Origin of the sequence: Paenibacillus sp. DCT19, from assembly GCF_003268635.1 — a bacterium.
In the GTDB taxonomy this organism is placed as follows: Bacteria; Bacillota; Bacilli; order Paenibacillales; family Paenibacillaceae; genus Paenibacillus.
Map to the genome: position 1 here is coordinate 5274350 of NZ_CP029639.1, position 21779 is coordinate 5296128.

A 21779-nucleotide genomic window follows, 5' to 3' on the forward strand; every position below is an offset into this window, starting at 1 on the left:
TTGGTACAGACAACCGGACTTCTGAACACGCTATTTAACACACATGGGTATTCGTTACCAGTTAATACACATGAGTATCCGTTACCAGCTTGACTTCGTCACGCCTGGAATCTGTCCTTTGTGAGCCAGCTCACGGAAGACAATCCGTGATACTTTGAATTTGCGTAGGTATCCTCTTGGACGACCTGTAACCTCACAGCGATTTTTCAATCGAGTAGGAGAGGCATTGCGTGGTAGTTTCTGCAACGCTTCGTAGTCTCCTTTTTCTTTGAGCTCACGGCGCAGCTCTGCATAGCGAGCCACAATTGCTTGTCGTTTTTTCTCACGAACAACTTTAGATTTTTTGGCCATATTTACATCTCCTTATCGTTCTGGTATATGTCTCTTAAACGACTGCGTCTACAGGCCACGGCAGTGGATTGTCAAACCCAGCCCAATTGGATTGCATCTCATCATCACTGAGTAAGCACTGATCCAGTTCTTCCTCTATGATGGCGGGGTCCATCTCAATCCCGATCATAACTAGCTCGGTCTGGCGATCCCCCACTGGGCATCCCACTTCGCTCGAACCTCAGGCTCACTCTGCCATATTTCTTCCCGCTCCGCTTCCGGCAACGCCGCTACCCAGTGTCCCGCAGGCCCAAACTGAATCGATGGCCCTGCTTGGCTAAGACTGGCTGCCACATCTCCTTCAGCTGCGAGCCAGACCAATCCTTTTGCACGTACAACTTCTTCTGGCCAATAACTCATAAATTCCGCCAGACGGGAAGGATGGAATGGTTTTCTGCGGCGATACACGAAGGAGCCTATGCCATATTCCTCTGTCTCGGGAGTATGTGTTTCTTTCTCCAGTTCCTGAATCCATCCGGCAGACATACTCACTTGTTCTAAGTCGAAGCGGCCTGTGTTCAGAATTTCGGACGGGTTCACTTGACCATTCACTGTACGGATGATTTTGGCATGAGGCTGAAGCTTGCGAATGATACCTTCAAGTTTATTCAACTCCACCTCATCGACCAGATCACATTTGTTCAGCAGCAACACGTCGCATGTCTCAATTTGGTCAATCAACAAGTCTACAACATCCCGTGTATCGTCATCCCCGGTAGCCTGATTCCGATCCAGAAGACTCTGTCCTGAGGCAAAATCATGCCAAAACCGATTAGCATCGACCACGGTAACTAAGCAATCCAGTTTAGCTAGACGGGTCAGATCAATACCCGATTCTTCATCGGCGTATGTGAAGGTCTGTGCAACCGGAACGGGTTCACTAATACCTGTCGATTCAATCAGAATGTAATCGAACCTGCCTTCGTGCACCAGCTTCTCAATCTCCTGCATCAGATCATCCCGCAAGGTGCAGCAGATACAGCCGTTAGATAGCTCCACCAGCTTCTCTTCCGTCCGCGAGAGTGTTGCTTCGCCTCGAACTAATGCGGCATCAATGTTGACTTCACTCATGTCGTTAACAATCACGGCAACCTTCAAGCCTTGCCGATTGTGTAGGACATGATTCAGCACCGTTGTTTTACCTGAACCGAGGTAACCGCTGAGTACAGTTACCGGCACTTGCTTTTGTGTCATGTGTATCTACTCCTTATAGGTACAGTTCATTTGGATGAACCTTAATAGTAATTATTACGATTAACAAGAAAGACTATAATCCTGTTCGTCGCTGTTGTCAAATTATTTTTCACAACATGACCTTAATCTTGAAGGCAAAAAAAGGCTTATGCCCTGTTCTCCTGCGGTTTCTACCCTGATGATAGATCGAGGAAATTTCAGTTCATAAGCCTTCTCTACAAAATATAAACAATCACATACTCACTCTGCTGCTCAGTTCGCCACCACAGACCTGTCGCTATTGCCCGCTTCCATTCGCTGACGGAATAGTACGACCAGAACCAAGGCCACCACGGAGAACAGTGTACAGATCATAAACATCACCGAATACGAGCTCACTTGCACAATGATACCCATGGCGAGTCCACCGAGGGAGAAGCCCAGATCATACGAGGACATGAAGATACCCATGAGCACATATCTGGAATCCGCAGGCAGCACGAAAGAGAGATACGTCGTCAGTGTTGGATACAGCAAAGCTACGGCAAAACCGCTAAACACTGCCGAGAGATATACGAGTGGTCCGATCGTCTCCAGCAGGCTGAGCAACTGCGTTCCCAGTGCTGCACTTAGCAGTAATCCTGCCATCAGCCAGGTACTCCAGCTCCCGTCCGACGGGATTTTTTTGCGCAGGATGAATCGGCACAGAATAACCACCAAGCCTTGAATCGTTAGAAACAGCCCCGCACTCGCTGCCCCCGTGGACACCATATACAAGGGAAGAAACGTCGCCGTTGCTCCAAACACACATGAAGCAAAGAGCATCACGATACTGCTAATTAACAGGGGTGTACTACGCCAGATGCCGCTGAATGAACGTAGCATATCGCCCAAAGTGTACGATTTGTTCTGTACTGTACTTTGGGGCAGATCTACAGAGTAACCAATCAATAAGGGAAGTACCGCGAGCCCCAAGATCAGCACAGTGAACCACAGGTCATTGGCATTCTCCCAGATCTGAATGGCAAGGATCGGAATCACCAGCGTGGGAACCATCGTAAATAGCGTGTACATGGACAAACCTTGTGCACGGTCTTTATCCTCAAGCTTTTCCACAATCCCCGCTTGCATCGTCATTGAGAAAAACGCTGTTGCTACACCCTGCAATGCCCGCAGCCACAGATATGCCTCCACACCAAACACAACAAATAGCAGCAGCGTTCCCGCATGCAGAAGCAGTAACCCCTTCATGACACGAAGCGGCCCATACTTGCCCAGCAGTTGCGCTGCAAAAGGTCTTAAGAGCATACACGTGAACATGTATGCCCCCATCATGAGGCCAATCTCTGCCTGATTTAACCCTGCTGCCTCGCTCCGCAAAGGTAGAATAATCGTCAGCGCAGCATTGGCTGCAAAAAATAAAAAGGCCAGCATATAAAACCGAAAGAAAGATAAGGATGCCGGGTTTAATTTTTCATGGGATGTCACCGTTTCAGAATCCTTCAAAGCATCGTACCTACTTTCTCTGGAAATCAGCTCACAGATGTACCTGTGACCGCATTACGCCGTTCATAGGCAAAAACGATCATCACCGCTCCCAGAATAGCACAGATCATGTACATCATTGAATAGGAAAATAAGTCAGCCAGTGGCCCCATGATCACACCGCCGAGAGAAATACCCAAATCTGCTGTCGCAATAAACAAGCCGATCAATACATTGCGGTTCAACTGAGGTAATACAAATGACAGATAGGTCGTTAATGTCGGATACAGAATCGCTTGAGCAATGCCCATCAGAATCGCACCGACATAGAAGAGAAGAATACCGCCTGTGATCGACAAGCTCACGCAGAGCGCCGCTACGGCGAGTAGAAACATCGTGCCCATTATAAAAGGTGCGTGCCATCTGCCATCGGAAGGAATTCGTTTCCTAAGCACAATTCGTGCAAGCACCACCGTCCCCGCTTGAAGCATCAGATAGATGCCGGCATTGCCGCTTGGAATCTGACTCGCATACAGCGGAATAAACGTTGTAATCGCCCCAAATACAATGGATGCACTGAGCATCAATACGCTGCAACGAAACAAATGTGAATTCTTCACCAACTGTCCAAAGGACTCCCACATACTGACAGACTGATCCTGTGCATTCCCTTCAGGCTGAGCTTTATTCTTTTCTATCTTGGCGGTATAACCGAAGACTCCCGTACAGATGGCAATTCCGATTAACACAACCGTGAAATAATCCATACCGCCAGCCTGCCAAATCCCTAATGCGAGCACTGGCCCCACAATGCCCGGGATGTAACTAAACAACGAATAATACGAAATGCCCTGTGATCGGTCTTTCTCCGGGAGTGCATCGATAATGCCAATCTGTAGAGCCATGCTAAAGAACGCGGTAGATATCCCCTGCAAAATTCGGGCTAATAGATATCCACCCAGACCCGTAAACGTATATAAAACGAGGGCCAATCCGTTAATAATCAGAATAAGACGTAAAATGTTGATTGGCCCATGCTTTTGAATAATCTTTCCAGCCCATGGTCTAAAAAACATCGTCGTAAACATGTACGCACCCATGATTAACCCAATGGTCGTGCTGCTAGCTCCTAGGAATTCTCCCTGTAGAGGGATAATCACATTAAGAATAGCATTGGCACTGAAATAGAGAAGCACCAATATGTACAAACGCAAAAAAGGCCACGACATTGCTCCGCTCACAACGGGATAACCCCCTAAAATGTAATAAGATGTTTCAATAATTTCTTCGCATAATCAGACTGAACATCTTTCAATTGCTCGGTAGGAATGATCTCTTCGATCTGGCCTGCCCTGAAAATAATCACCCGGTCACAGATATAGGCGGCGGCCTGAATATCGTGAGTAATGAAGACATAACTCATCTGGTAGATGTCTTTCAGTTCCTTCAGTAGTTGAAGCACCTGGATCTGAACCGACACATCCAGAGAACTGATCGCTTCATCCAATACAATGCATCTTGAAGATGTAGAGATCGCTCTGGCGATACAGACGCGTTGTGCCTCTCCGCCGGATAGCTCATGTGGATATTTGGAACGGTAAGTGGAGTCTAATCCAACCTGAGTCAACAACAGATCTACCTTTCCTGCTATATCCTGCCCACTCTTCTTCAGCGCTTGAATCGGCTCCATAATGGCATCCTCTACCGTAAGAAACGGATTCATGGAGGACGTATAATTCTGAAACACAGCGCTGATATTGCCGATCCGGACGCGCCGATCACACACATTCCTTCCTTCAAACTGGATCAGGCCACGATCCGGTCTTTCAATGCCCAGAATCAATCGTCCCAAGGTAGACTTGCCACTTCCACTCTCACCGATAATGCCCAGACATTCGCCCTGCTTGCACTCAAAGGTAACGTTGCTCAGAATCTGCTGGCGTTGTTTTGAGAACAGCCCACCTTGGTTATATGATTTTCCAACTCCATCCACCTTCAGCATCTATGAGCCCTCCTGCATCAATGTCTTGAAATGATTGCTCAGCTCCAACCGGGTAGATACCAGATACTGCGTATAGGCATGTGCGGGCTCCGTTAATACAGACTGCATGCTGCCCCGCTCCACGATCATTCCATCCTTCATAACGATCACATCATCCGCAATTTTCTTAACAACACCGAGGTCATGGGAGATAAATATCATGGAACAGCCGATGCGTTGACGCAATTGAATTAATTGTTCCACCACTTCGTATTGGGAAATTGTATCCAGTGCCGTGGTTGGCTCGTCCGCAATAATGAGAGCTGGTTCGAGCACCAGTGCCAGTGCAATCATGATTCGCTGCAGCATTCCGCCAGACAACTGATACGGATACTGATTCAGGATCTCAGGAGGGTTCTTCAGCATGACACTTTCCATCGCATGGCAGATTCGGCGCTCGATCTCACGGGCATTCCAATCAAAATGCTGCTGCAGTGTCTCCCGAATATGGACGCCAATCACACAGGAAGGGTCGAATGCACTCATGCCATTTTGCAAAATCATACATAGCTGCTTGCCTCTCTTGCGCCGCATCTCTTGTTCTGTCAACACGTTTAGATCCTCACCCTGAAACAGCATCGTTCCAGATTGACGGATCCACGGCTTGTTCAGCCGCATCAGCGCCCTACATGTGACCGATTTACCGCTACCACTTTCGCCGACAATCGCCATGCAGCTTCCCTGCCTGACTTGGAATGAACTGTCATGAATAATAATTTTTCCTGTATTGGTGTCCCATACTTTCAGATGTTTAACCTCGACTATATTCATAAGCTGTCTTTCTCACCTCGCTTTCGTGAGGTTGGACGGACTCGCCCTGTGAAGTCACCAGTTTAGGATCTAGAGCAACCTGAAGTGCATCCGATAAAAAATTAAATGCCGACACAACGATGACAATCGCCAGCCCAGGTGCCAACATTAATTCAGGTCTGGAGAACATCACTTCTCTCGCTTCATTAAGCATCATCCCCCACTCTGCATGAGGGGCCTGGATACCCAGCCCTAGGAAGGATAGCCCCGAGACTTGCAACATCATAGAGCACATCGCTCCACTAGCGATAACCGCAATATCCGCAAAGGTAACTGGAACAATGTGCCTGGTGATGATTTTCAGGTTAGGTATGCCAGAAGCTTTGGCGAATTTCACATAATCCATGTCAGAGAATTGCATGACAGAGGTTCGAATGACGCGGGCAAACCAGGCCCATTTCATCCATACAAAGGCAATCAATATATTTTCCAAACCGGCTCCCAAAATCCCCACCACAGCCAGTGTCATCACATACCCAGGAAAAGACAGCATAATGTCACAGATTCGCATAATCCACGCATCCACTCTGCCCTTGAAATAACCGGCTACAAAGCCGACAATGGCTCCGATCAGCACGGATAACGCCAAGGCAACGAGCACCCATAACACACTGGGACGAATGCCATAAATGAGCCTGGATAACACACATCTGCCCAGGTGATCATTGCCTAACAGATAAGTCCAGGAGGAAGAAGCATAACGAAGCTTCATGTTGACGGCTCCAGGATCATGCGGTGCGATGAAAGGGGCAAAGATGCCCACAATAATCGTAGCCAAGATGATGCACAACGAGGTCATTGCAAGCTTATCTCTGCTCAGATTTTTCAGTATTCGCATCAGAATTCCTTTCTTAACCTTGGATTCATCGCAGCATTGATAATGTCGGAAAGTGTGTTGAACAGGACAAACGTGACAGCCAAAATAAGCACATAAGCCTGAATAATCGGAAAATCTCTACTTAAAATGGACTTCACACTAAGCCTGCCGAGTCCTGGCCAAGCAAATACATTTTCAATGACAACGGTGCTGCCCAGCACAATAGGAATGGCCATGCAGAAGATCGATACCGCCACTTGCAGTGAATTACGCAAAATATGAAGCATGACCTTCCTTTCACTCAGACCGCTTGCCCGCGCGTACAACACATAATCCTCATTCATATTGCTTAACATGGAGCTGCGAACAGTTCTAAAATAAATGCCCGTATAACTAACCGTAATCACAATAACCGGCAGAATATAGCTGCGATACGAGTCCATGCCACTGGTCGGCAATAGATCCAGCTTGACGGAGAAGTACCAGATCATGATGGCAGCAAGCCAGTAGGACGGCATCGCCGTGAGGAAAAATGAAATGCCTCTGACTGATTGATCCAGTAGTTTTCCTTCCCGCATGGCACAGACCACACCTAGTAGAATCGATAACGCGATAATAAATACCGAGGAAACCAGCGTTAATTTCAACGTATTCAGAAAAGCCGGGCCAATTAGCGTCCAGACAGACTCACCGGATACATACGAGTGACCAAAATCAAACTGCATGACGGCTATCGCCCAGTTCATATATTGGATCAGGAACGGCTGATCAAAACCCAGTTCTTTATTCGTTTGGGCAATGAGCTCAGCCGTAATCTGAGGAACTTCCTGTGCCTGTAATACCACGACAGCTGGTTCTAACGGCGATAGGTTAATGAGCACAAACGTTATAAATGAAATGACAATCAGTAAAGGGATAGCTAACAGAATTCGTTTGACGATATAACTTCCCATATCCATCTCCGCTCTATTTAAAATTCATCTGTTCAAAAGGCAATTCATACTGCGTCTGTTTGAATCCAATGCCCTCCAGGTTCTGGGGAGCAACCACCGTCACACGTCCATTCGTAATGGGGATGAATACCGCCTCATCATGCACGATTTTCATAATATCGGCGTATAAGGACTTCCGGGATGTCTCATCCGTAGATACCATAACCTCGTCAATCTTCCGATACAGTTCATCTGCTTGAGCTATACCACTCGTTGTGTGCTTGTACGCCGAATCTGATGTAAACGCAGCAATGGTGCTTTGAGGATCATAAGCAAGTCCCCAGGTCTGATTGAACAACAGATCGTATTCTCCAGTCGCTCTTCGATTAGCGATGGAAGTTGATTCTTCGCCCACAAGCTCCAGCCCAATCCCCAATTCTTTTCCTGCATGTTGAATTATCTCGGCTTGAATTTTCTGTGAGGAGGAGTTGCTGTCATAGTATAGTTTCATCGTTAAAGGCTGACCGCTCTTCGTTCTTACAGCTTCTCCTGCCGCTGCTGTCCAGCCTGCTTGATCCAACAGTGCTTTTGCCGTTTCTGGATTATATTCTCGCCGCTTCAGATCAACATTGGCGTAGTTAACGTTGGATGAAAATAGTGTATTCGCTACCGTCTGGGTTCCATTGAAAATATCGTTGCTGATCGTCTCCCGGTCAATGGCATACCACAGCGCTTCCCGAACAGCCGTTTCTTGCACTGGGCTGCCTTGTCTGCTGCTGTTAGCAACGATCATACTTGTATTCATCGCCTCACTTCGGACGACCTGATAATCGCCTGATTGAGCTAACCGTTCCATCGCTTCAACATCGATGCTGTCCGCACCCCGATCATCTGTGAACACAACGTTGATTTCTCCCTTTTGCAGTGCCAAAAATGTGGTTTCTCCTGCCGGAAGCACCTTAGACGTGATTTTCTTAATTTGGGGTGCTCCTGCCCAGTATTCTTCATTGGCTTCAAAGGTAGCGCTCTCTTCAACCTTATGTGCAGTAAGCTTGTATGGCCCTGTGCCATGGTGTCCGCTTACGCCGTCTTTGGTTCCACCGTCAATAAAATCCTTCGGTGAAATGAACACATATGGTCGTGTCATAGACAATTCGACCATTGCTGGATAATAGGCATCTGATAGTGTCAAGACCACGGTGTGCTCATCAATGACTTCCACACTCGTAATTTTGGTGGACAATTTAATCCAGGCATGTTTTTCAGCGTTGGCCTGTACGGCTTCAATGTTCTGTTTCACGGCCTCTGCGTTAAAGGGCTCACCATCATGAAACTTCACCCCTTGGCGCAAATGAAATGTATAGTTCTTCCCATCCGCTGAGATATCCCAAGATTCAGCCAACAATGGCTTAATTCCGTCCGGTGTGTTCTCCACTAGAGACTCGTATACCATCCCTTGGGCAGGCATCGAGCCTGTATATAGGTGAGGGTTCATATCGTTAATATCTTTGGCTGACGCATAGATTAATTCACTTTGGACTTCAAGGTTAGCAGGCTCTGTCGAAGCCTCATTGGGTTGCCCGCAACCAGCAATAAGAACCAGAACAGATACCAGCATCAACATATAAATGAACGGACTACTCTTCTTCACAATATTTCCCCCTGATGATAAAAATAAAAATGTGCGAATCCATATCACAATAGCTTTAGTTGCTTTAATCAGAACTAGATATGGATCCAAAATCAGTTTGATTCATGTGCGCATTCATGCCAGCCGGCATGCTTCGTAACAATACAGCGGACTCTTTGAAAGCAAGGCTATACATCGCGATATATCGCATCCCTGTGGTTTGCAAGTCCTTGGCAGATCATCTCAATGTCCTCAGCAAAGGATTGAATTACAAAGGCATCGGATAAGCGCTGACCACGATGAGCTTGAGCTACTTGCTGAAGCTTCGCCTCATATGTAGCAATAAATTGATCAATCGTCGGACAGCTTACGTCCAAATGTCTTGCGATACCCTGGATAATTTTGATGCGATAATAATCTTCTTTGGGCATCCGTGGAATATCCACATCCCCTCATGATTTACAAACATTTTCCGAAAGGGCACGGCCGAAAAGTCAAAATAGGTTCCTTCTGAACTTGGCTTAGAAAAAGGATCAATCAATAATGAGGTGTATCGTATGTACAATAAATACTCTTGATGTATGGGTTGCAATTGATTAAAATTCACGATATCGTGGCGGGATAAACTCTCTAATCGTACAGGATAATTGTCATCGGTCATGAATTGCAGCAGGTTGATCCCCTGAATATGGAGTTTGTCTGTAATTTGCATAATCTCTTGCCACTGAGCCCGCAGATCCCGAATCAAATATTGGGTAACTGGGCCTTCTGGATATATTTTGTACACATACGTTTGGATATCCGACTCCCCAAAGATCGCCTCAAGCGAGAAGTCATTCATGAACAGTGCAGGGTGCACATACAAAGATATATTTCTCGTTTCCGCCTCCAGCGGGGTTACCATGACCTCCATGTGAATGCCTATTCGCTCGTACAACCGGCACAGGTTGTGTACATTGTCAGAAGCAGATCGGGTGGAACCGATATAAACCTTCCGCTTCACTCCTGTCGTAATGACATGATTGGACGGTTGCTCGTGCATCCAGCGGGTATCTCCTAGATACGTAGAGAAGCTAATCACTTCCGGAGTCGCATTTCTCTGTTTCATATACTGGCTTACCAGACGATTGGAACCAAAAGTAGGGGATACCAAAATGATACATTTCACTTGTTTGACGAAGTGTTCCTTCATTTCCCGCAATACGTCGATGTAAGCATCTGCTGTGACAGCCAAAATCAGCGTATCCCATTCACCCTCAATGGTATCGTAGCCATGAAACATCTGATCGACGGTGCATTCACCGGCGAGCGGTTGATGCTGTTCATTTTGGATACTTGCTTGGATGCGTTGATCGTTCTGTTCCAGTGCTGCAAATATCGATGTCGATCGCACGGACTCTCTGCCCACAATTCCGATGGAGCAGTTGAGATACGTTTGGAACAGTACGGCAAGCTGAATGGATACAGGCCCTGTTCCGGATATCAGAATTCGCTGAAAACCGTCCATATAAGCCTCCTTATGTTCAAAATAATACCTGCAGATTGGAATCAGCTTAGCTCTTAGCTCTTAGCTCCTAGCTCTAATGAAGCAAGATCAACCTCTGTTCAGGTTTAATCGTTTTCGTGAAAGGTGGTTGTAACAACTACGCTTTTTGATATAGGGCAATATCGAACACATCATCAGGACGTAATACCGTGTCTGCAAGCTTCCATTTCTGACTGTCCGTTTCCCTCATAGGATAATTGAATAGAGATTTTAATTGGTCGCCATATCTCATCGCTACAACGACATGATCATTCGTCAGGTCATGCAATTGATCGAGCAGATCATACTTATTCGCTACTGTAGAGCTGAAAATAATATGTGTTGCTTCCCGGGTGTAGTCCAGCTGTTCGAGCAGTATGCGTTCCAGACGAATGTTCAAGCCAGCTCCCAGAATCTCCACAACCTTCTGTCCTAACGTAATCGCCTCTTCGTCGATATCGATTCCCACGACCTCGGCTCCTGTTCGCTTGGCGATATACAAGGGAGTCATCGGAAATGAACCCGAACCTACCAGCAATACCTTGGACTGAGATGTGACGTGGAAGCTGCCAAACTCTTTATCAATGCATTCTTCGATGTTCTTGAAATAATCCGCGATCTGCACGTCACCACGCTGCAATCGTAATGCACGATACTTCTCCATAATGGCTACACAGTAGGCTGATTGCTGCCTTAGTTCCTCCACGAGAGGATGAAGGCTGTCCAGCTCTTGTTCTGCAAGCTGTTCCCAGGCTGCCTTGTTCTCCGGATCTGTCACGAATTTGGAATAATGATCGATCAGCGCTTCAAGCTCTGAACTATGATGCAGCGTATGATCATATTTGCTTCCCAGCTCATTGAATTTCATCGCGTATTCACGCAAACAGGTCTGAAAATGAACCAATGTGACCATTTCTTATCCCCCTACATCTTGTCATCGTGTTACGTGTGATGTGTCTGTAAAAGTGCACTTGCTGGGTCATCGATAAATGCTCTGCCTTGTGCCACAATGCCCACAGTTCCCTCAATGGTAATACTCTCAAGCTCTGCTTCATGCCACTTGGCTACCACCTTAATGGCACCACCAGGCTGCTTGATATATTGAGATATTTCCCGTTGCTGGCTCCATGCAAGGTATGCTCCTAGGGAGGCTGTACCTGAACCACATCCTCTTTCCCAGATCAGACTATCCAATTGAGGTACATAGATGAGTGGAGCTAGCTCTGCTGACGACGATTTATATAACATAATACCGATCAGCTTATCCCCATCGTTAGCCCAAGTAAGCGAGCCAAGGCTTGAGCCCTTCTCTTCATCGTCTCATCGAATTCTTCAACTTCAATCACAATATGGATAAATTCTTGGTAGCGCACGATGATGATATCTAGATCCATACCTTCATACTTAATGGATCGTTGCTCAATCTGCTCAGGGATTGGCATAGACACCTGGCAGTCATATCCGCTGGTTTGCCTTTTCACATGACACACGATTAATTGCTCTGTTCCGGAAGCCGTAAGCACAACGTGCATCTGATCATGTTGTTCCAACTTAGCTTCTGCTGCGATATGTGCAGCGAGTGCCATACAGGCATTGCCACAGAACTCTCCTCCCGCCATCTGTAAATGTGCAACGGCTCCCTGCTGCATGGATCTCTCAATGAATCCCACCTGTTCAGCGTACACATGTTCATACGACATTAGTTGGGATGCAATGTGTGGGTAGCTCTCGGCTGGATGATTCGTCTGAACCAGAATCGTCATGTTCTGGGTCGGATTAAATTTGATAAACTCGATCTCCTGTTTCATCGCAGCGATTACTCCTATTCTTATCCTCAGAATATAAAGGTGAGCTAATTTTCCTCCATTCGACATTAATCGTAATTATTACGATTAGTAGACGAGAAAAATATAGCATAGCGATTTCAGATCGTCAACAAATATTTCCATTTTAGAGAAAAGAGCTCTATCCGTTATACAACAATCCATTTTTCTATTGGCAGCCTATGGCTAAGGTTTACTTCAATCATAAGGATGTAAAAAAGCGGGAATTCTCTTGTCCGAGAATAGGTTCATGTTATAATTCAATCGTTAGTTCAGGTGCGTTGCATCAGACATGATTGGGGGATCTTCCATGGATATATTACAATACGACACAATTGATAGCACCAATATAGAAGCCAAGCGACTGATCCAGAGCGGTAAATCTCCAGGCTTTGCCGTTATGTCCCAGAATCAGACTGCAGGTAAAGGACAATACGGACGGGTGTGGCAGACACCTTCGGGGAATCTGGCACTTACCACCGTTTGGCCGCTATCAGCCAATCCGGCTCTTCGACCAACCATCGCTTTGATGGCAGGACTTGCAATTCATAATGTCATTGAGCCGTATCTTACAGCCAATCAGCGTCTGCAGATCAAATGGCCCAATGACATCCTTATTAACGGAGCTAAACTATCTGGTACGCTCGTTGAAGCTGATCAATCCGCTATTTACATCGGAATCGGTATTAATATGGCGTATCGACCAGAACATGTGCCTTACTCCACCATATGTTTATCCGAATTCGCCGAGGTTCGCCCTGACGTAATCGCAGAGCAGCTCGTGCAGAGCCTAGTGGACTATCATCAATCCTGGATTATGGATGGATTCGAGCCACTGATCCCGCTGTATCAGGAACGCATGTTTAACTTTGGAAAAGAGATTCAATTCATGGTTGATCGCAAGAAAAGCGAATGGATCGAAGGACAATGCCTAGGGGTCGACAGCCATGGACGTTTGCTCATTGAGCAGGCAGACGGGCAGGTCACTGCGCATGCAAGTGGGGACGTCGTGATTAAGAAATTGGATGGTTCAAGCTAAGGAGTTATATTTCAAAGTTATATTGCGAATTAATACTTTGAAATAATCATAAGGATCACGCGGTGCGATAGTCGAGTAACACAAAAAGGCTTTATGGGAACCCTTAGTCCATAAAGCCTTTTGGCATGATCATTTGCAAAGAAACGTACAGTAAGCAGGCAGATTCTCTACACCGAAAAAAAGACAAATTTGCCTGCAACGTCTTTCTTTTTAGCATTTATTCTTTGGTAGCTGTTCTTTAAAATCTATCCTTTGTCAGCTACTCTATTGCCATCTGTTTTCTGACATTTCGTGCTATTCCAATCTTCAAGCAATTAGTCAGCCGCTGGCTGTTGTGCCTGTAGGTTCTCAAGAGCCTGTTCCGCAAGGGCTGCCAAGAGATGTGCCCCAAGCGGGAGTGCTCTTTCATCGAGATCGAATGCAGGGTGGTGCCATTCATGGCGTCCGGATGTGCCAAGGAAGAGAAATAGCCCCGGAACTTCTTTTTGGTAAAAAGCAAAATCCTCACCTGCCGGAGACGGCAATGGTTTAACGCTTTTCAATCCGATATGCTCAGCCACCCGTTCTGCTTCAGCGGCTAACGAGGCATCATTCACCACTGCCGGTGGGCCTTGTATCCAGCGTACTGACGCACGTGTACCATAAGCCGCCGCTACACCTGAGACGACCTGATTGAAGCGTTCCCGAATCCGCGCCCGTACCTTCTCATCAAAAGTACGCACCGTTCCATCCAGAATCGCTTCATCAGGAATGACATTCCATGCAGTTCCACTGTGGATTTTAGTTACACTGACTACAGCACTTTCCTGCGCACCAACATTTCGACTTACGATTGCTTGCAGCGCTGTGACGATGTGGGAAGCGACTACGATTGGATCAATGCCCGCTTCAGGAACTGCCGCATGAGTGCCAACACCTTCCACTTTGACGACAAACCCATCTGCTGACGCCATAAGTGCTCCTTCGCGGATGCCCACTGTACCTACCTGCAGATCCGGTTTGTTATGCAAGCCAAATATGGCACCAACGTTGGTGAGCGCACCACTTTGAATGACTTGTCTTGCACCTGTTGCCTTCTCTTCAGAAGGCTGGAATACAAGCCTCACCTTGCCCTGAAGCTGGGCTTCACGCTGTTTGAGCAGCCGTGCAGCCCCGATGAGAATAGCCGTATGCGCATCGTGACCGCAGGCATGGGCTTTGCCATCAATCTGGGATGCGTATTCAAGTTTCGTCTCTTCTTGTAAGGGCAGAGCATCAATGTCCGCACGCAGAGCAACAATCGGGCCATCTCCCTGTCCGATCTCTGCGATCAATCCAGTACGCAGCTTATAATCCGTCGCAACGATTACGCCCTCTTCTTCCAACCAGCCTCGAATGGCTGCGGTCGTTTCGAATTCCTCTCCGGATAATTCCGGATTACGGTGAAGCTGACGCCGGATTTCAATCAAGCGAGCAGCCAATGCTTCATCCTGTTCTGTAGGAGTTGCTGGCTTGTGATTGAGATGAGGCTCTGGCTCCACTTGCTGTAATTCATGCCCTTCACGCTGTTCCGACAGTTTCAGATCACTCATGTCATCGCTCCCTCTCTCCATGATCGTGTACGAATTCTGTAATGATTAGGACGTGTCTGAAAACACACCCTAGCTATATCACGGATTCCGCAACATTTACGGCTTCCACATCTTCAATTAATCCGTGCTCCTCCAGAGCTTCTCGCAGCAATTCAAACGAACGGATTCGTTTCGCAAAATCACGCGTGGAGGTCGTTATAATCAGCTCATCCACAGCAAATTTTTGCTGAAAATCACGCAGCGCTTTCCCCACAGATTCCTTCGTACCTCGGGTCACGCTTGGTTCTAGCACTTCGGTTCGATAGGATTCATTCGTTTGTTTAGCAAATTCAGCTACCTGTTCCTCTGAAAGTACCGTCAGCGTTTTACCACTTTCCAAAAAAATCTTGATCGGTCTATGCTCTCCGATTAGCTCCTCGGCTTCTTGCTCACTCTCTGCCACAATTAACGACAGCGCAAGTGCCGCATATGGCTCACGACCTGTAGAACGGTCAAATTGTTCACGATAGATTCGCAAGGCTTCTTGAGCCACCTCTTGATTACTGTTGATAAACAGGGAGAACACATAGGGCAATCCAAGCTCTGCTGCCATACCAGCACTGTCCGGGCTTGCCCCGAGTACATACAGCTCGGCTGGAATTTCGGATACAGGTGAAGCTTTCAATCCAGCTAAAGGATGGGACGAATCTTGTTCAGGCTCGTTATGAATAAACTTCCTTACTTGAGCAATCTTCTCTTTAAGCGAGGCTGCCTCTTGGATACCTTGTTGCAGCGCTTGGGTCGAGCGGGGCAGTCCTCCTGGTGCACGCCCAATACCCAGATCAATTCTTCCCTCTCCGAGTGCCGCAAGGATATTGAAATTCTCGGCCACTTTATAAGGGCTGTAATGCTGAAGCATTACACCTCCGGAGCCCAAGCGAATCCGTTTCGTGTGATTAATCAGATGAGCAATGAGTATTTCTGGTGAAGAGCCTGCCACATGCTCTGAATCATGATGCTCTGATACCCAGAAACGATGAAATCCAAGCGCTTCCGCTCGCTGAGCAAGCTCAACCGTATGCCGAAATGCATCCGCTGGCTTCTCCCATTCATAGATTGGAGTCTGATCCAATATCCCAATACGAATGCCCATGTGAAGTTCCCCCTAAATTAATCATTCGAGTTCAAACATATGATTCGCAGTACGAATATCCAACATGCTATAGCTGCCGCAGCAGCTCCCCAAAAGGCTCTGCAAACGGAGAATGTTCTTCTTTTAACGTAACGACACTAATCTGCAAGGAGACCCCGGCAACCTCGTGTACCTGAATAGGAAACAGTTGTTGCTCTTCCACTTCCTTCTGCACCGTGAGTGCAGGCAAAAAGGCAATTCCTGCGCCCTGCATAACGAGTTTCTTCGCCGTTTCCGAATGATCTACATGATATGTAATATCCGGCGGATGTTCCAGTGAGTCAAAGGCTCTGTGAATACGTAGCCAGTCCAGTGATCCGCATTCGAAGAAGACCAACCTCTCGTCTCGAATCGCCTCCATGCTGACATGCCCACGTTCAATAAACGGATGCCCTTTATACACATACAACTGGATCGGATCTTCATAAAAAGCGACTGTCCGAATTGCCGGATGCATGACCTTACGTACAAAAGCGAGATCAATCTCTTGATTCAATAACTTGGCGACCAACTGGTCGGTCGGAGCTGTCGTTAATTTAATGCTGACTTCCGGGTAGGCTTCCTTAATCTTGGGCAGGAAATCCGGTATAACATAATTCGAGACAGAAACAGTGCTCCCGAGGCGCAGCGCATCAGGCGTAGTCCGGCGTTGTTGGATTTTCTGTCTGCCCTTCTGAATCACTTGCAGCACCTGCTGTGCATAAGGGAGGAATTTACGCCCCTCCTCCGTTAGCACAATCTGCTTGCCCAATCGGTCAAACAACTTGCATCCGAGTTCACGTTCAAGCGACTGGATACGTGCGGTCACGGAAGGCTGGGACAAAAAGAGTACTTCGGCAGCCTTATTGAAGCTTCCGTAATGATTAATGTATACAAACGCTTCAATATTTTCGATATTCATAAGTGCCTCCGTATCCACGTCACTGACGCTTTGCTCCAATCAGTTGACCTTTAAATTTTATTTTATTTTACCGATCTAATTACTTGGTTTTAGGCTATCGTAATACCATCCTTTTCCAGTGTCAATCTTAATTCTTCGAGTGACCGATCCAAACGTGTTGTAATCTCGGCCGATAATACATACTTATCTCCGTCCAACCGTTCGATACCTTGATCGACTGCGTACACTCCACCAAGGATATGTCTACCTCCAAGAGCTGTCAGTACAGGCTTCAACGCATAATCAATCGCAAGCAGATGTGCAATAGACCCACCAATCACTAGTGGAAGCGACACCTTGTCTCGTAGTCCTTCTTGAGGAATAAGATCCAGGAACAACTTCAATACGCCTGAGTATGCAGCCTTATAGACCGGGGTAGCCACGATTACTGCGTCTGCCGCTTCAACTACCGCTAGAGCATCCCGAATGAACGTGCTATCAAATCGAGCCTGCACCAAATCTTCGGCAGGTAGGTCTGCTACATGAATAACTTCAACGGTAACTCCTGCCTCGCTTAGCTGGCTTACACTGTAGTCAATTAGCCCCGTCAAACGTGAGAGTTTGGACGGAGAACCTGCAATAATAACGACATGTGACATTAATAATTCCTCCTTATGGATGTTGTTCAAAAAGTCCCACCGACATTTTTGAATACGCACTTATATAATGCATGTTCAATTCCCTGTAGTCTTTGGTATCAAAAAGATAGAATAACGTTAGGGTCTACGCCGCCCCATTTACTTTGGGATCAAGTCGATCACGGATATCGTCTCCAATCAGATTAACCGCCAGTACAAACAACGTAATTGCCAGCCCTGGGAAAGTACAGATCCACCAAGCCACCGTCAGATAACCTCTTCCTTGGGAGAGTAACGCTCCCCAATCAGGGATTTCCTTCAACACCCCGAGGCCTAAGAAGCTAAGCCCAGATCCGGTCAAAATGGACGTTCCCACCCCGAGCGTTGCCATAACCAACAACGGTGATAAGGAATGCGGAAGCACATGACGCCAGAAAATACGTGTATTGGAACCACCGAGCGAGCGTGTTGCGGTAATAAAGGGAAGTCCTTTGACAGACATAACCTGCCCACGCATAACCCGTGCATAACCCGGAATGGAAGCTACCGCAACCGCCAAAGCAATGTTTAGCAGTCCTGGCCCAAGAGCGGCCGCCACAGACAAAGCAAGCAGCACACCAGGAACAGCCATCAATATATCCACTGCACGCATGATGATTGAATCTACAATACCACCGATATAACCGGATATAATCCCAAGCGCGCTGCCTGCAAGACCGCCTACGAGAACAGAAGCGAAACCAATCAACAACGAATCTCGGCTACCGTACACAACCACGCTAAAAATATCTCTGCCAAAATAATCCGTTCCAAACAGGTGAGCCCAAGAGGGAGCCTGAAGGATGGCATCAGTCAACATCTCCGTTGGCGAATAAGGTGCAATCCAGCCCGGTACAATGGCACAAGCAATCGTAAATACCACAATCAGTAAGGCAGCATAGAAGAATGATCGCGAGATGGCGAGCGAGAAGCGTGCTTGCCATGAATGGCGATTCCATAAGCGAATACGTCCTCTACGCCCCAACCATGCTTTTTTGTCACCAACCAATGGTTTCATGCTCATGAAGATTCCTCCTCCCGATTAAGCTCGCACTGCACGTCTTACTCTTGGATCGATGTACGCATATGATATGTCCACGAGCAAGTTCAACACCACATAGATGATCGCTGTAAAAAATACGACACCTTGCACCACCGGCAAGTCTTTAGACATAAGGGCATCTGCAATAATTCGGCCAATTCCTTGTCTGGAGAAGACTGTCTCCACGACAACAGTCCCTGCAAGTAAATCACCAATAAGCATACCGATAACCGTTACAGCTGGGATCAATGCATTTCGTAGTGCATGACCATACATAATGACCCGTTCCGAGAGCCCCTTGGCTCGCAATGCCACGATAAACGGTTCATTGATCACTTCCAGCATACTGTTACGTACCATTCGCACGATAAATCCTGCACCCACTAAACCTAGTGTTGCCGCAGGCAGCACCAGTGAACTGAATCCATCTGAACCCATCGCCGGAAACCAACCAAGCTGCACGGAGAACAAAAGAATGAGCAGAATTCCCGTCCAGAAGGTAGGCATCGAAATCCCGAATAATCCCACAAGGCGAGCAATAAAGTCAATTACTCCATTACGATGAATGGCTGACAACACACCTAGAGTAATGCCAATCGTGATGGCAATCAGGGAACTAAGCGCCGTCAGTGCCAGTGTTGCAGGGAAATGCTCCAAGATTTTAGGCAGCACCGGGTCAGAATTAATCATGGATTTACCAAAATCCCCACGAAGCATATCGCCAAAATAGTGTGCGAACTGGATGTAAAACGGCTGATCCAGACCTAGCTGAACCCGCAAGTTCTGGATCATCTCCGGTGTAGCAGAGGATGGGTCTAACATCAGCAGAACCGGATCACCCGGCAGAAGATACATGATGCAGTATACCAGCACCGAAGCTCCGAAAATAACGAAAAGTGATGTTGCTAGCCGTGTCAGTACCGTTTGAACCATACCGGGTCGTCTCCTTCCTAACTACGTAAAATGCTGAACATGTTATGGCTGAATGGTTACATCGTTGAACAAAGGGTATCCAAGTGCATCGAACTTCACACCTTGAACGGTCTTGGATGCAGCGACAGTATAAGGGAAGACGTAGATTGGCAAAATGACAGCCTGATCAATCAAATATTGCTGAACCTGATGGTAGATTTCCACCCGTTTGTCCGGATCGGTCTCCACCGCGCCTTGCTCCAACAGTTTGTCAATTTCAGGATCTGCCAGACCAGACAACGTTGGACGCTCCCCTTCTGCACTCGTATGATAGAAGGCATACAAGGCATTAGGATCAGAATTGACCTGACTATTACCGTATAGATCATAATCCCAGTTCTGATATATGACAGTGGCAATATCTTTTGTAATCTCAACCTCAACCGCAATGCCCACCTGTTTCAACTGTTGTTGAATAATAGCCGCGATATCATTGCGTTTTTCCCGGTTAGGAGAGCCATCTACATAACGAAGTGTCAGCTTCTTCCCATCCTTAGCACGAATTCCGTCCGTTCCTTTAACCCATCCCTCTTCATCCAGCAATTGATTCGCCTTGTTGATGTCCGGATTAATGCTGCCTTCTAACGAAGCATCGTAACCCAAAATTCCTGGAGATAGCGCAGACCATGCACGTTCGTAATTGCCTAGATACAGCGTTTTGACGATGGTCTCCACATCCACGGCAGATTGAACGGCCTGACGAACTTTCACATTATCCCAAGGGGCTTTGCGTAGGTTGAAAAAGAGGGTGTAAGGCAGTCCCACAGTATTCGCCTGCAACAGCTGCTGATTCGGATCACCCTTCAGCGCCGCAATATTTTGCGGTGGAACCGTCTCGGCTGCGAGCACCTGACCACTTTGTACACTTCCGATACGCGTGGCTTCTTCAGGTACAATTTTGAAGGTAATTGTATCTAGGTGAGGCGCAGCCTGATTTTCTACGGTCTCAGGTGCCCAGGCATAATCTTTATTTTTGGCAACAACAATATCCGCATTTTCATCCCATTTTACAAACGTGTAAGGCCCGGTACCTACCGGGTTTTTCCCCAATTGATCTCCATATTTCTTCGCAGCAGTTGGAGACACAATGCCAAGCAACGCTTGACTTAGGTTGCCGAGGAATGCCTGTGATGGCTGTGCCAAATTAACTTTAATTGTGTATTCATCAATGACCTCAGAGGAGCTATACGGTCTAATGAGGGCTAGAGAATTGGCAGCTTTGGTAGCTGGATCGATAACGCGATCCAAATTATACTTGACCGCTTCTGCATTAAACGGCGTGCCGTCATGGAATTTCACGTCATCCCGTAGCTTGAACGTGTAACTTGTGCCGTCGTCCGATACACTCCACTCTTTGGCTAACCAAGGCTTAATGGAGCCATCTGGTAGTTGAACCACCAGGTTGTCATAGATCGTCCGAATTGCACGTACCGTTACCGCTAATCCGCTTCGATGAGGATCAAGCGTGTCAGGAGATGTCGCAAGTGCATACGTCAGATTGCCGCCTTCTGCTGGTGCAGACTGCTTACCACCCGAAGCTTGAGCAGCTCCGTCTGATGTGCTGCCAGCTCCACATCCGGATAATACCAGTATTAGTGCTGCTGCCAAAGCCATATATTTCATCCATCGAATAGACCTGCTCATATCGCTTCCCCCTCTGTGTATACAGGTGTCATTGAATCATTAATCAATATAACCTATAAGATAACTTGGTTTTAATTCGTAAAAAAATGACCTATCGGCATGCCGCGTAATCAAAAACGAACTTTTTGAACTTCCTCTTCAAATACATGTTCAGAAA

19 protein-coding genes and 2 pseudogenes are annotated in these 21779 nt (G+C 47.0%); 1 reads left to right on the top strand and 20 read right to left on the bottom strand.

What is annotated here, in order from left to right; all coding sequences use genetic code 11:
- Nucleotides 1-81: 81 nt before the first annotated feature.
- From rpsN to DMB88_RS32205, 13 genes and pseudogenes are all read right to left on the bottom strand, one after another.
- Nucleotides 82-351: a 30S ribosomal protein S14 gene (gene rpsN / locus DMB88_RS24095; protein ID WP_128103379.1), complete on the bottom strand. Its 270-nt coding sequence runs from the start codon at nucleotides 349-351 to the stop codon at nucleotides 82-84.
- Nucleotides 352-385: 34 nt separating this feature from the next.
- Nucleotides 386-1584, bottom strand: a pseudogene (locus tag DMB88_RS24100) (GTP-binding protein).
- A gap of 252 nt (nucleotides 1585-1836) precedes the next feature.
- On the bottom strand, nucleotides 1837-3051 hold the full coding sequence (locus tag DMB88_RS24105; RefSeq protein WP_368028216.1) for a staphylopine family metallophore export MFS transporter CntE: 1215 nt from the start codon (nucleotides 3049-3051) through the stop codon (nucleotides 1837-1839).
- 44 nt (nucleotides 3052-3095) lie between these two features.
- The gene (locus DMB88_RS24110) at nucleotides 3096-4289 is read right to left on the bottom strand and encodes a staphylopine family metallophore export MFS transporter CntE (RefSeq protein ID WP_128103380.1); all 1194 of its coding nucleotides are present in this window, start codon (nucleotides 4287-4289) and stop codon (nucleotides 3096-3098) included.
- Nucleotides 4290-4303: 14 nt separating this feature from the next.
- Nucleotides 4304-5050, bottom strand: a complete 747-nt coding sequence (locus DMB88_RS24115) for an ABC transporter ATP-binding protein (RefSeq protein ID WP_128103381.1) — start codon at nucleotides 5048-5050, stop codon at nucleotides 4304-4306.
- On the bottom strand, nucleotides 5051-5860 hold the full coding sequence (locus tag DMB88_RS24120; RefSeq protein WP_128103382.1) for a staphylopine uptake ABC transporter ATP-binding protein CntD: 810 nt from the start codon (nucleotides 5858-5860) through the stop codon (nucleotides 5051-5053).
- A complete protein-coding gene (opp1C, locus tag DMB88_RS24125; RefSeq protein WP_128103383.1) occupies nucleotides 5841-6737 on the bottom strand; it encodes a staphylopine uptake ABC transporter permease subunit CntC in 897 nt (298 codons plus the stop codon). Before opp1C ends, DMB88_RS24120 begins: the two co-directional genes overlap by 20 nt.
- Complete coding sequence (gene opp1B, locus DMB88_RS24130) at nucleotides 6737-7669, bottom strand: nickel/cobalt ABC transporter permease (protein WP_128103384.1); 933 nt, start codon at nucleotides 7667-7669, stop codon at nucleotides 6737-6739. The genes opp1C and opp1B overlap by 1 nt, the downstream gene beginning before the upstream one ends.
- A 13-nt stretch (nucleotides 7670-7682) precedes the next feature.
- A complete protein-coding gene (gene nikA / locus DMB88_RS24135; protein WP_128104586.1) occupies nucleotides 7683-9272 on the bottom strand; it encodes a staphylopine-dependent metal ABC transporter substrate-binding lipoprotein in 1590 nt (529 codons plus the stop codon).
- A 194-nt stretch (nucleotides 9273-9466) separates the two neighbouring features.
- Nucleotides 9467-10785: pseudogene (locus tag DMB88_RS24140) on the bottom strand (opine metallophore biosynthesis dehydrogenase).
- 136 nt (nucleotides 10786-10921) lie between these two features.
- Complete coding sequence (locus DMB88_RS24145; RefSeq protein WP_128103385.1) at nucleotides 10922-11716, bottom strand: SAM-dependent methyltransferase; 795 nt, start codon at nucleotides 11714-11716, stop codon at nucleotides 10922-10924.
- 29 nt (nucleotides 11717-11745) lie between these two features.
- Nucleotides 11746-12051: a histidine racemase CntK family protein gene (locus DMB88_RS32200; protein WP_368028217.1), complete on the bottom strand. Its 306-nt coding sequence runs from the start codon at nucleotides 12049-12051 to the stop codon at nucleotides 11746-11748.
- Between the two features lie 8 nt (nucleotides 12052-12059).
- On the bottom strand, nucleotides 12060-12611 hold the full coding sequence (locus tag DMB88_RS32205) for a histidine racemase CntK family protein (RefSeq protein WP_368028218.1): 552 nt from the start codon (nucleotides 12609-12611) through the stop codon (nucleotides 12060-12062).
- Between the two features lie 325 nt (nucleotides 12612-12936).
- Here DMB88_RS32205 and DMB88_RS24155 point away from each other — a divergent pair, with 325 nt between their 5' ends.
- A complete protein-coding gene (locus DMB88_RS24155; RefSeq protein WP_128103386.1) occupies nucleotides 12937-13665 on the top strand; it encodes a biotin--[acetyl-CoA-carboxylase] ligase in 729 nt (242 codons plus the stop codon).
- A gap of 314 nt (nucleotides 13666-13979) precedes the next feature.
- On the opposite strand, the gene DMB88_RS24160 is transcribed toward DMB88_RS24155, so the two are convergent.
- From DMB88_RS24160 to DMB88_RS24190, 7 genes are all read right to left on the bottom strand, one after another.
- Nucleotides 13980-15236 carry an amidohydrolase gene (locus tag DMB88_RS24160; RefSeq protein WP_128103387.1) on the bottom strand — a complete coding sequence of 419 codons (1257 nt, stop codon included), beginning with the start codon at nucleotides 15234-15236 and terminating at the stop codon, nucleotides 13980-13982.
- A gap of 73 nt (nucleotides 15237-15309) precedes the next feature.
- On the bottom strand, nucleotides 15310-16368 hold the full coding sequence (locus tag DMB88_RS24165) for an LLM class flavin-dependent oxidoreductase (protein WP_128103388.1): 1059 nt from the start codon (nucleotides 16366-16368) through the stop codon (nucleotides 15310-15312).
- A 67-nt stretch (nucleotides 16369-16435) separates the two neighbouring features.
- Nucleotides 16436-17308, bottom strand: coding sequence for a LysR family transcriptional regulator (locus DMB88_RS24170; protein ID WP_128103389.1), 873 nt, complete (start codon nucleotides 17306-17308; stop codon nucleotides 16436-16438).
- An 89-nt stretch (nucleotides 17309-17397) separates the two neighbouring features.
- Nucleotides 17398-17946 carry an NADPH-dependent FMN reductase gene (gene ssuE, locus DMB88_RS24175; protein WP_128103390.1) on the bottom strand — a complete coding sequence of 183 codons (549 nt, stop codon included), beginning with the start codon at nucleotides 17944-17946 and terminating at the stop codon, nucleotides 17398-17400.
- Between the two features lie 124 nt (nucleotides 17947-18070).
- Entirely contained in the window at nucleotides 18071-18988 is a 918-nt protein-coding gene (locus DMB88_RS24180; RefSeq protein ID WP_128103391.1) for an ABC transporter permease, read from the bottom strand.
- Nucleotides 18989-19006: 18 nt separating this feature from the next.
- A complete protein-coding gene (locus DMB88_RS24185) occupies nucleotides 19007-19939 on the bottom strand; it encodes an ABC transporter permease (protein ID WP_128103392.1) in 933 nt (310 codons plus the stop codon).
- A gap of 42 nt (nucleotides 19940-19981) precedes the next feature.
- Nucleotides 19982-21622 (bottom strand): ABC transporter substrate-binding protein, encoded by a 1641-nt coding sequence (locus DMB88_RS24190; protein ID WP_128103393.1) that lies wholly within the window; start codon nucleotides 21620-21622, stop codon nucleotides 19982-19984.
- Nucleotides 21623-21779: the final 157 nt, after the last annotated feature.

Coding starts and splice junctions, on each gene's coding strand:
- rpsN (WP_128103379.1), bottom strand. CDS start 351: ATGGCCAAAAAATCTAAAGTTGTTCGTGAGAAAAAACGACAAGCAATT.
- DMB88_RS24115 (WP_128103381.1), bottom strand. CDS start 5,050: ATGCTGAAGGTGGATGGAGTTGGAAAATCATATAACCAAGGTGGGCTG.
- DMB88_RS24120 (WP_128103382.1), bottom strand. CDS start 5,860: ATGAATATAGTCGAGGTTAAACATCTGAAAGTATGGGACACCAATACA.
- opp1C (WP_128103383.1), bottom strand. CDS start 6,737: ATGCGAATACTGAAAAATCTGAGCAGAGATAAGCTTGCAATGACCTCG.
- opp1B (WP_128103384.1), bottom strand. CDS start 7,669: ATGGGAAGTTATATCGTCAAACGAATTCTGTTAGCTATCCCTTTACTG.
- nikA (WP_128104586.1), bottom strand. CDS start 9,272: ATGTTGATGCTGGTATCTGTTCTGGTTCTTATTGCTGGTTGCGGGCAA.
- DMB88_RS24145 (WP_128103385.1), bottom strand. CDS start 11,716: ATGGTCACATTGGTTCATTTTCAGACCTGTTTGCGTGAATACGCGATG.
- DMB88_RS32200 (WP_368028217.1), bottom strand. CDS start 12,051: ATGTTATATAAATCGTCGTCAGCAGAGCTAGCTCCACTCATCTATGTA.
- DMB88_RS32205 (WP_368028218.1), bottom strand. CDS start 12,611: ATGAAACAGGAGATCGAGTTTATCAAATTTAATCCGACCCAGAACATG.
- DMB88_RS24155 (WP_128103386.1), top strand. CDS start 12,937: ATGGATATATTACAATACGACACAATTGATAGCACCAATATAGAAGCC.
- DMB88_RS24160 (WP_128103387.1), bottom strand. CDS start 15,236: ATGAGTGATCTGAAACTGTCGGAACAGCGTGAAGGGCATGAATTACAG.
- DMB88_RS24165 (WP_128103388.1), bottom strand. CDS start 16,368: ATGGGCATTCGTATTGGGATATTGGATCAGACTCCAATCTATGAATGG.
- DMB88_RS24170 (WP_128103389.1), bottom strand. CDS start 17,308: ATGAATATCGAAAATATTGAAGCGTTTGTATACATTAATCATTACGGA.
- ssuE (WP_128103390.1), bottom strand. CDS start 17,946: ATGTCACATGTCGTTATTATTGCAGGTTCTCCGTCCAAACTCTCACGT.
- DMB88_RS24180 (WP_128103391.1), bottom strand. CDS start 18,988: ATGAGCATGAAACCATTGGTTGGTGACAAAAAAGCATGGTTGGGGCGT.
- DMB88_RS24185 (WP_128103392.1), bottom strand. CDS start 19,939: ATGGTTCAAACGGTACTGACACGGCTAGCAACATCACTTTTCGTTATT.
- DMB88_RS24190 (WP_128103393.1), bottom strand. CDS start 21,622: ATGAGCAGGTCTATTCGATGGATGAAATATATGGCTTTGGCAGCAGCA.